Below are 9632 nucleotides of genomic sequence, written 5' to 3' on the forward strand. Positions count from 1 at the left end.
CAGTTCATCCACGCGTGGCGTGGATCTACCGGTGACAGTTCATTCACGCTTGGCGTGGGTCTACCTCCATGCGTAGCCAGGATCTACCATCGGCGTCATGAGTCTGCGCAAACCTTTATGGCGACGCCTGCTGCGCGTGGCCGCGATCATCATCGCCGCCCTGCTTCTGCTGGTGCTGTCCGGCCTGCTGCTGGCCGACCACCTGGCCCCGCAGGCGCGCGGCGAAGCGTCGCAGGTACTGCCGCTGCAACCTGCGCAGACGCCCATTGATCGGCAGATGATGCCCCTGCAGGCCGCCCATCCCGGGCAGTCGGGCGTGGCCTTCCTCAGCGATGGCATGGATGCGTTCGCTGCCCGCGCGATGATCACCGAGCACGCCGGCCGCAGCCTGGACCTGCAGTACTACATCTGGCACGACGACCTGATCGGCCACTTGATGGCCAAGGCGCTGTACGACGCTGCCGAACGTGGCGTGCGCGTGCGCATCCTGCTTGATGACATGAATGCCAAGGACAAGGATGCGCTGATGATGGCGCTCGATGCGCATCCCAACATCGAGCTTCGCCTGTACAACCCGTTCCGCAACCGCAGCGGCATGGCCCGCACGCTGGAGCTGGTGCAACGCGCCTTCAGCGTGAACCACCGCATGCACAACAAGAGCTGGATCGCCGATGGCCGCATTGCGATCGTGGGTGGCCGCAACATCGGCGAGGAATATTTCAGCGCGCGCAGCGACGTGAATTTCCAGGACCTGGACCTGGTGGTGGCCGGCCCGGCCGTGCAGCAGGCCAACCAGATCTTCGACGACTACTGGAACAGCGACGCAGCGATTCCGATCTCGGCGCTGGCAACCTATACCGATGCACAGCTGCGCCAGCTGGTGCGCCAGTCCGATCTGGACGCGCTGCATGCGCAGGCCCAACCATACCTGCAGCGCGTGGCCGAGTCGCGCCAGCGACAGCGTGCCAGCCCGGAGCCGCTGCACTGGAGCAGGCAGGTACGGATCGTGTCCGATCCACCGATGAAGCACCACGACGATGCACACGACGACTGGCTGGTCACCGAGCTGGTCCGGCAGCTGCAGTCGACGCGCTACAAGGCACTGTTGATCTCGCCGTACTTCGTTCCCGGCAGCGAAGGGCTGAACGGACTTTCGGCGATGGCCGGACGCGGCGCCCAGGTCGGCGTGGTGACCAACTCGCTGGCGGCCAACGATGTGGCTGCCGTGCACGGTGGCTACATGGGCTACCGGGTGCCGCTGCTGAAGGCCGGCGTGCAGCTGTACGAACTGAAGGCGAACGGCCAGGCCGGTGACGGCAGCCTGTTCGGCAGCAGCGGCGCCAGCCTGCACACCAAGGCATTGCTGGTCGACGACCGGCGCGGGTTCGTCGGATCGTTCAACCTCGATCCGCGTTCGGCCTATCTCAACACCGAGATGGGCGTGCTGTTCGACGACCCGGTGCTGGGCGCACAGCTGCGCTCGGAATACCTGCGCCTGGCCAGCCCGGAACACGCCTGGTGGCTGGCACTGGGCGCTGATGACGAACTGCGCTGGCTGCAGCGCGAGCCGCCGCCGCACTGGGTCGATGCCGAGCCCGGCAGCAGTCTTGGCAAACGCTGGACGGCACGGGTGATCAGCTGGTTGCCGCTGGAATCCCAGCTGTAACGATCAGGGGGCGGCCCCCTCGCCATCGCCGTGCAGGCTTTCGTCCAGGGTTTCCACATTGCGCCCATGCAGGCGCCGCCAGATCCAGCGCAGCGCGTGTGGCGGCGCTGCCGGCAATTGTTCCAGCAAGGCCAGCATGCGGCCCTGGCTGGCATGCCCGTGCCGGCACAGCAGGCTGGCCGCCGCGGCGGCGCTGGCCAGGCGCAGGCTGTCGGCCAGCGGACCGTCTGCATCAGGCGCCAGGGCCTGATGCACCGGTTCGGGCAATTCCCACGCTGCTGCCACCCGCTGCGCCAACGGCAGTGACCACTGCTGCAGCAACTGCAGGGCCAGCGCCGGCTCCACCTCTTCGCCACGAGCCTGTGCTTCCTGCAGCAGTTGACGCATGACCAGCGCCGCCCCCAGGCCCTGCACCAGGCCCAGCCATTGCGCAGCGAAGGCATCGCCGAAGGTGACCGTGCGCGCATGGTCAGCGGCCGCGCGCGACGCCAGCAGGGCGTGCTCCCAGATGATCGAACTGAACTGCGGGAACACCTCGCACTGCACCTGCATCACCGGCTGCACCAGCACTGCACTGATGATCTGCCGCACACCTTCGGTGCCGACCAGGGTCACCGCCCGCTGCAGGCTTTCCACAGGCCGCTCGTGCACCTTGTAGGCCGGGCTGTTGGCGATCCGGAGCAGGTTGCCGGTCAGCACCGGATCCTGGCCGATGATCGCCGCCATCACCCGCGCCGATGCAACGTCGTCATTGACCGTCTGGATCAGCTGCGGCAGCAGTTGCGGGCGCCGCGGCAGCTGCCGGGTAGCCCAGTCGCGGTCCTGCAGCGCGCGGTCCACCGCTTCGGCCAGACCCGATGCGCTGACCGCCGCCGGTTCGCCTGCCAAGCGCGGATACAGGGCCAGCGCGTGCAGTCCGCGCTGCAGGTGGGCGGCGACCTCGGCCGCCGGCAAGGCGTCGCCCTGCAGGCTGGCCGCCGCGGCCGCCACGGCCTGGCGGGGGGCTGCGGCCAGGCGTGCCGGGGCCTGCCCGGTCAGCTGCGACAGCCAACGGAGCACAGATCGCCACCACGCTGCGGTCATCGCCGCCCATCCTGTCGTTGTCCTGCTGCCACTGCCTGCCCCTGCGCCTTCATCACATCCGGCGACCTGCCGTCGTCGCAGCATCGGCCGCACTTTCATCTTCTTTAACCCGGGCGCGTCCGGCGTCGACGGCATATCCCGGGCGAATGGACTAGAATGGCGCCGCGCGACCCGTCCCCCTGTACCGACGACGTCGCTTTTTTTGTTTTCGGACCCTACCGTTCATTGGCAGTTCGCCGCAGTTCACCGCAGATCGCGCCATCGGAGACCCCATGCTATTCGAAACCCTCGCAACCACCGGCCACGAACAGGTGGTGTTCTGCCACAACCAGGATGCCGGCCTGCGGGCAATCATCGCCATCCACAACACCACCCTGGGCCCTGCCCTGGGCGGGGTGCGCATGCGCCCTTACGCCAGCACCGACGATGCGCTGGCCGATGTGCTGCGGTTGAGCCGCACGATGACCTACAAGAATGCACTGGCCGGTCTCAATGTCGGTGGCGGCAAGGCGGTGATCATCGGCGACCCCAAGGTCGACAAGACCGAAGTGCTGTTCCGCGCGTTCGGCCGCTATGTCGATTCGCTGGGTGGTCGCTACATCACGGCCGAGGACGTCGGCACCGACGTCAACGACATGGAGAACATCTACCTGGAGAGCCAGTTCGTCACCGGCGTGCACCAGGTCCATGGCGGCTCGGGAGATCCGGCGCCGTTCACCGCCTATGGCGCGCTGCAGGCGTTGATGGCCTCGATGCGCTTCAAGTTCGGCCATGAGGAAGTGGGCAAGACCAGCATCGCGGTGCAGGGCCTGGGCCATATCGGCATGGAACTGGTGAAGCTGCTGCGCGACCGTGGCGCCAAGCTGTACGTGACCGATCTGGACAGCGCGCTGGTGGATCGTGCAGTCAACGATTTCGGCGCCGAGGCAGTCAAGCCGGACGAGATCCACGAAGTGAACGCCGATGTGTTCGCGCCGTGCGCGCTGGAAGGCGCGATCAACGCCGACACGCTGCCGCGGATCAAGGCGAAGATCATCTGTGGCACCGCCAACAACCAGCTGTCCAGCCTGGAGATCGGCGACGAGCTGCATGCGCGCGGCATCCTGTATGCGCCTGACTACGCGGTCAACGCTGGTGGCGTGATGAACGTGTCGCTGGAAATCGACGGTTACAACCGCGAGCGCGCGATGCGGCTGATCCGCAGCATCTACCACAACCTGACGCGCATCTTCGAACTGTCGCAGCGCGAGAACATTGCCCCGCAGCGCGCGGCTGACCGGATCGCAGAAGCGCGCATCCTGTCGATCGGCAAGCTGAAGATGCCGCTGGGCCGCAGCACACCGCGCCTGGGCGACCTGCGCGGCGGCTGAGCGCCGCCCCCGGCAACCGGACGCGTGCCGACGGTGGGTCGSCACCGCCGGATGAACGCGCCGGGCAGCACGCCCGGCGCCATGATCAGAAACCAGTGCTGTAGCGCAGCGCCGCCTGACGTGCATCATCGCCACCCACGCGCTGGTCGATACCCAGGCTCAGGCGGCCATTGCGGCCCCACCACGATTCCAGCGCCAGGCCGAACAAGGCACTGCCACGCGGTGCGTCAACACCGGCCAACGGCGCCCAGGCGTCAATGCCAACGAAACTTGCCTGCCAGTCCTGCTCACCGCCATCCAGCCGTTGCTGCCATTCGGCATGGCCGCGCAGGGTCCAACGACCCCACTGCCGCTCACCCCGCAGGCCCGCCAGCATCTGGCTGCGCTGTGCACGCGACGCCTCACCGCGCAGGCCGAAGCCGAAGCCGCCCTGCTCGCTGAAGCCATCGGTGTCCAGGCGGGTGCTGCTTGCCCCCAGGTACGGTGTCAACGATGCACCGATGCGCCCGAAACGATAGCCGCCTTCAACGCTGGCACTGCTGAAACGTCCGCCGTAGCGCGCGGACACACCGTAGGCACCGGCACCCAGCAGCAACTGGCGATCCAGTTCCCGGGTGAACTGGCCGGTGCCGAACTGGGCCAGCGCATAGCCACGCCCCAGGTTCCAGCCGGCATACAACTGCGCCTGCGCCTGGCGGTCACGCCCACGATCACCACTGAAGTTGCTGCCGCCGTTGCTGCGGGTTTCGCCAAAGGCCATGCCCAGCAGGCCGTTGCTGCCCAGTGCCACGTCCTGGCCGGCCATCCAGCCCTGGCTGTCGGCGGCGTTGCCGGCAAAGCTGCCCTGCCCGGCTTCACCCAGCGCGCTCTGCCAGGCGCCACGCAGTTTCGGCGCAGCCTGCACGCGGTCGAAGCGCTCGGCAACCGCGCGGCGCGACATGTCCACGCTGTCGAAGGTCGACGCTTCAGCGCGCGCATGTGCTTGTCCGGACAGGCTCTCCAGGCTCGCCGACAGGCCATCGGTTCCGCCAGACGTACGCTGCAGCGCGCCTGCGGCCACGCCGAACGCCGAGCCCTGCAGATCCGCATTGCGGTCCAGCGCGGTGAATGCCGACTGCACCCGCAGTGCCGATGCCTGTGCATTGGCGCCCAGGCCCGATGCGGCTGCCGAAACGTTGACCTGGGTCAGGTCCATCCACGCGTCGTTGCTGCCATAGCCGTACTGCGCCTGCAGCAGGGTCAGGCCGTTGGCGCCGGTGTTGGCCACCGGCGTGGTGAACGTGCCGTTGATACCGCCGTTGGCATGGACCAGATCCTGGCGGCTGCCGACCTGCGGCACGTAACCGGACACGATGCCATCGACCACCACGCCGCCGGCCAGGCGTGCGGTGCCGGTCACCTGCAGCGCGTTCACCCCCAGCGCGACGATCAGCTGCGCATCCGGCCGCTGGCTGTAATTGCCTTCGATGGTCGCGGTGGTGTTGGCGTTGACCAGCACCACGCTGGCGCCGTTGTCGACGTTGCCGATCACCCGCGGCGTGCCGGGCATGAACTGCAGGCCGGCCATCGAGGCACCACCGGAACCGGAGACGCTCACGTTGGAACGGATCACGGCGCCACCGCGCAGGGCCAGGGTGCCGCGCTCGATGCGGGTCGCACCGCTGTAGCTGTTGTTGCCGCTCAGCTCCAGCCGGCCATCGCCGCGCTTGATCAGGCCGCCAGCGCCGGCGATGTCGTTGCTCCAGATCGAGCCCGAAGAGGCCGCGTCGACATTGACCGTGGCATCGCCCCAGTCGAAGCGGCCGGGACCGTTCACCGCCTTGCCGACGTTGAGCATGCCGTAGCCGTAGATGGGATCGACGCCCGGCGCCCCGATGTCGGTGGCGGTGCCGAGCAGGGTCTGCCGCACCAGGTCGTTGTCGAAGTAGGGATAGCGCTGCCAGACCAGCGCCGCAGCACCGGAGATCAGCGGCGCGGCGAAGGACGTACCGTAGTTCCACAGGTACTTGCCGGTACCCGGCTCCGGGAACACCGCGCTGCCGGGAGCGGTCAGGCAATAGCGCGCGGCGTCGCCACAGGCATTGGCCCACGGCGCACGTTCACCGGGCTTGTTCGGATCGATTGCAGTAGCTACCAGCCAGCCTTTTTCCAGATCCGCTGCCGGCAGCGATCCGCCGAAGCCACGCTGGCTGGGCAGCGCGGCCACGCTGCTGGGCTGGTCGCGCCCTTCGTTGCCTGCGGCGAACACCACCAGGCCACCGTGATTGATGATGAAGGGGCGGTATTCGCCCGCGACCTGCGCTGTGGTGCCGAGGTCGGTCCAGTACAGGCCGCCCCATGAATTGTTCATCACCTTCACGCCGTAGTTGATCAGGTCCTGGTGAACCCCGGCCACGCCCAGCGTGCCGCTGAAGGAGTTGCCCTTGCCACTGCCGTCATCCTTGGGCGTGGTGTCGGAAATGATGCGTGCCGAGACGATCTCCGCCCCCTGTGCGATGCCGCCGGGCCAGACCCCCACCGGTACACCGGCCGCCAGGCTGGCGACGGCCGTGCCATGGCCAAGCACGTCATCGACGTTGAGATTGTTGCGGCTCGGGTCGATGTAGTTGAGGTTGGCCACCACCCGTCCGTTCAGCGCCTCGGCACTGCGCAGCACGCCCGAATCGACGATGCCGATGCGCACGCCCCGGCCGGTCGCGCCGGTGGCCTGTGCGGCACGCGCGTTGGTCTGTGCCAGATGCGCATCCACGACCGGCTCAAGCGGTCTGGCAGCGGGAGGCGGGGTGACCGGGGGCGTGACCGGAGGCGTGGTCGGGGGCGGGTCGATGCGCACGTTGCTGCCGCCGCCTCCACCGCCACACGCCGTCAGCGCCACCGCCAGCGCCGATGCCAGGACCGACCTTCCCATCGTCTTACGTTCCATCGTTTCCTTCCCATGAACGTTGGCCTGCCGCCATCCGGGCAGGCATCCAGTACTGCCCAGCGGCAGTCTTCGCCGACCCTCTATACTGGGCCGACCCCCACGCAGTCTGCCGGGAAACGGCGCCGTATCCAACGCCCGTCGTCTCCTTTCCGAACATTGCTCACGCATCAACGAGATTGCCATGTCCAACATCGTCATCGCCGCCGCCAAGCGCACCGCCATCGGCTCCTTCCTCGGCCAGTTCAACGGCGTTCCGACCCCGACCCTCGGCGCGGCCGCCATCGCCGCCGCGCTGGAACAGTCGGGCGTGCCTGCCAGCGACGTCTCCGAAGTCCTGATGGGCTGCGTGCTGCCGGCCAATCTCGGCCAGGCCCCTGCCCGCCAGGCAGCGATCGCCGCCGGTATTCCGCTGTCGGTCGGCGCCACCACCCTCAACAAGGTCTGCGGTTCGGGCATGAAGGCCATCATGCTCGGGCATGACCTGATCAAGGCCGGTTCGGCCAAGGTCGTGGTCGCCGGCGGCATGGAGTCGATGTCCAACGCGCCGCACCTGTTGCCCAATTCGCGCACCGGCAACCGTTTCGGCAACTTCCAGGCGGTGGACCACATGGCCCACGACGGCCTGGTCAATGCCTATGACGGCAAGGCCATGGGCGAGTTCGCCGAATGCGCCGTGGACAAGTACCAGTTCACCCGCGAAGAGCAGGACGCCTACTCCATCGAATCGGTCAAGCGCGCACAGGCAGCCCAGGCCAACGGCGCCTTCGCCGACGAGATCGTTGCGGTGAAGGTCGCCACCCGCAAGGGTGAAGTCGAGGTCGCCAGCGACGAACAGCCTGGTCGTTCGGACATTGCCAAGATCCCGACCCTGCGCCCGGCCTTCAAGAAGGACGGCAGCGTGACCGCCGCCAGTTCCTCCAGCATCTCCGACGGCGCTGCCGCCGTGGTCCTGCTGACCGAAGAAGATGCTGCCGCACGCGGCCTGCAGCCGCTGGCGCGCATCGTCGGCCATGCCACCCATTCGCAGGAGCCGGAGTGGTTCACCACCGCCCCGATCGGTGCCATCCACACCCTGCTGGCGAAGACCGGCTGGTCGCTGGACCAGGTCGATCTGTTCGAAGTCAACGAGGCCTTCGCCGTGGTGGCGATGGCACCGATGCGCGAACTGGGCATCCCGCACGACAAGCTCAACGTGAATGGCGGTGCCTGCGCGCTGGGCCATCCGATCGGCGCCTCCGGCGCACGCCTGGTGGTCACCCTGGTCAACGCATTGCGCACGCGCGGCGGCAAGCGCGGCATTGCCACCCTGTGCATCGGCGGCGGCGAAGCGACGGCTATCGCCATCGAGTTGATCTGAAAGGGTTTAACGTCTATTTCGCAAAAATGAATGCGGGATCGCTTGACACCCAATCTTGGCTTGTCATCATGTTGTCGGCGCGCAGCATGCGCGTTGCCTAATTCTAACGACGAGGATTTACACAATGAGCATCAACAAGCTGCTGGTCGCGATGTCCCTGGCTCTGGCCCTGGCCGCCTGCTCGAAGCAGGAAGCTGCCCAGGACGCCGCTGCTTCGGCCAACCAGGCCGCCACCGAAGCCCAGGCTGCTGCCGACCAGGCCGCCGCTGCTGGCGCCCAGACCGCCGACGCTGCCCAGCAGGCCGCTGACACCGCCGCCACCGCTGCTGACGCTTCGGTCGACGCCGCTGCCCAGGCTGCTGGCGCTGCCACCGACGCCGCTGCTGGCGAAGCCAAGGACGCCGCCAAGGCTGCCGAAGCTACCGCTGAGCAGGCCAAGGACGCTGCTGAAGAAGCCAAGAAGTAATAACTTCTTTCTTCAAGCTGTTCTGAAGAAGCCGCTGGTTCGCCAGCGGCTTTTTCTTTGCGCGCAGTTCCGTTCGCAGGTCACCACCAGGTCTTCACAACGGTATGAATAGGCTGGCGTCCCCATCCATTGCAGTACCGGAGACCGCCATGAAGATTCGTCCGCTGACCACTACCCTGCTGGCCGCCTCCCTGCTGCTCGCACTGGCTGCCTGCAAGGGCCCGGAAGCCGAACAGGCCAAGCAGGATGCCGCGCAGGCCGCCGACAGCGCCGGCGTCGCCGCACGCGATGCCGTTGACAAGGCCGCCGCCGCCACCCGCGACGCTGCCGACAAGACCGCTGCCGCCTCTGAACAGGCTGCCGCCGATACCCAGCAGGCGCTGGACAGCGCCGCAGCCGCGACCGCCACCGCCGCCGACAAGGCCAAGGTCGCAGCCACCGATGCCGCCGCCCACGCCAGCGACGCCACGGCCGATGCCGCGCAGAAGGTTGCCGACAAGGCCCGCGATGTTGCTGACGACGCCAAGGCCACTGCCGCCAAGGAAGAAGCCAAGCACTAAGGCCTTCGCGTTCGTCGGGCATCGCCCGGCGCTACCGGAAAAGCCGCGGCATCGCCGCGGCTTTTCTGCTTTTCGCTTCTTCTGTTGATTCCGTGCTGGGCGCGCACGGAAACCGTCCAGGGCCGCGCGGGTGGGCTGCGCAGGGGCGTAAGCGCCATGAATGGCGCGCCCGAGCCTACCTGGTCGTATTTACGGCGCCCCCTGCGC

The 9632-nt window shown here is 67.5% G+C and carries 7 protein-coding genes; 5 read left to right on the forward strand and 2 right to left on the reverse strand.

All coding sequences use genetic code 11. From position 1 onward, the window contains the following. Positions 1-97 precede the first annotated feature (97 nt). Positions 98-1666 carry a phospholipase D family protein gene (locus AC1DJN_RS05880; protein WP_442252111.1) on the forward strand — a complete coding sequence of 523 codons (1569 nt, stop codon included), beginning with the start codon at positions 98-100 and terminating at the stop codon, positions 1664-1666. A 3-nt stretch (positions 1667-1669) separates the two neighbouring features. On the opposite strand, the gene AC1DJN_RS05885 is transcribed toward AC1DJN_RS05880, so the two are convergent. Further along, a complete protein-coding gene (locus tag AC1DJN_RS05885) occupies positions 1670-2749 on the reverse strand; it encodes an HDOD domain-containing protein (RefSeq protein ID WP_313116724.1) in 1080 nt (359 codons plus the stop codon). Between the two features lie 272 nt (positions 2750-3021). Here AC1DJN_RS05885 and AC1DJN_RS05890 point away from each other — a divergent pair, with 272 nt between their 5' ends. Then, positions 3022-4119, forward strand: a complete 1098-nt coding sequence (locus AC1DJN_RS05890) for a Glu/Leu/Phe/Val dehydrogenase dimerization domain-containing protein (RefSeq protein WP_025879167.1) — start codon at positions 3022-3024, stop codon at positions 4117-4119. 85 nt (positions 4120-4204) lie between these two features. Here the strand turns inward: AC1DJN_RS05890 and AC1DJN_RS05895 are convergent, their stop codons facing one another. Then, positions 4205-7042, reverse strand: coding sequence for a S8 family serine peptidase (locus tag AC1DJN_RS05895; protein ID WP_478013539.1), 2838 nt, complete (start codon positions 7040-7042; stop codon positions 4205-4207). 181 nt (positions 7043-7223) lie between these two features. On the opposite strand from AC1DJN_RS05895, the gene AC1DJN_RS05900 reads away from it, so the two are divergent. The 3 genes from AC1DJN_RS05900 (at position 7224) to AC1DJN_RS05910 (ending at position 9425) form a co-directional block, all read left to right on the forward strand. Next, positions 7224-8399: a thiolase family protein gene (locus AC1DJN_RS05900; RefSeq protein ID WP_025879169.1), complete on the forward strand. Its 1176-nt coding sequence runs from the start codon at positions 7224-7226 to the stop codon at positions 8397-8399. A gap of 124 nt (positions 8400-8523) precedes the next feature. Beyond that, positions 8524-8865, forward strand: a complete 342-nt coding sequence (locus AC1DJN_RS05905) for a hypothetical protein (RefSeq protein ID WP_025879170.1) — start codon at positions 8524-8526, stop codon at positions 8863-8865. Between the two features lie 149 nt (positions 8866-9014). Then, positions 9015-9425: a hypothetical protein gene (locus AC1DJN_RS05910; protein WP_025879171.1), complete on the forward strand. Its 411-nt coding sequence runs from the start codon at positions 9015-9017 to the stop codon at positions 9423-9425. Positions 9426-9632 lie beyond the last annotated feature (207 nt).

The sequence above is a fragment of the Stenotrophomonas sp. 05L414_2 genome (assembly GCF_056397905.1).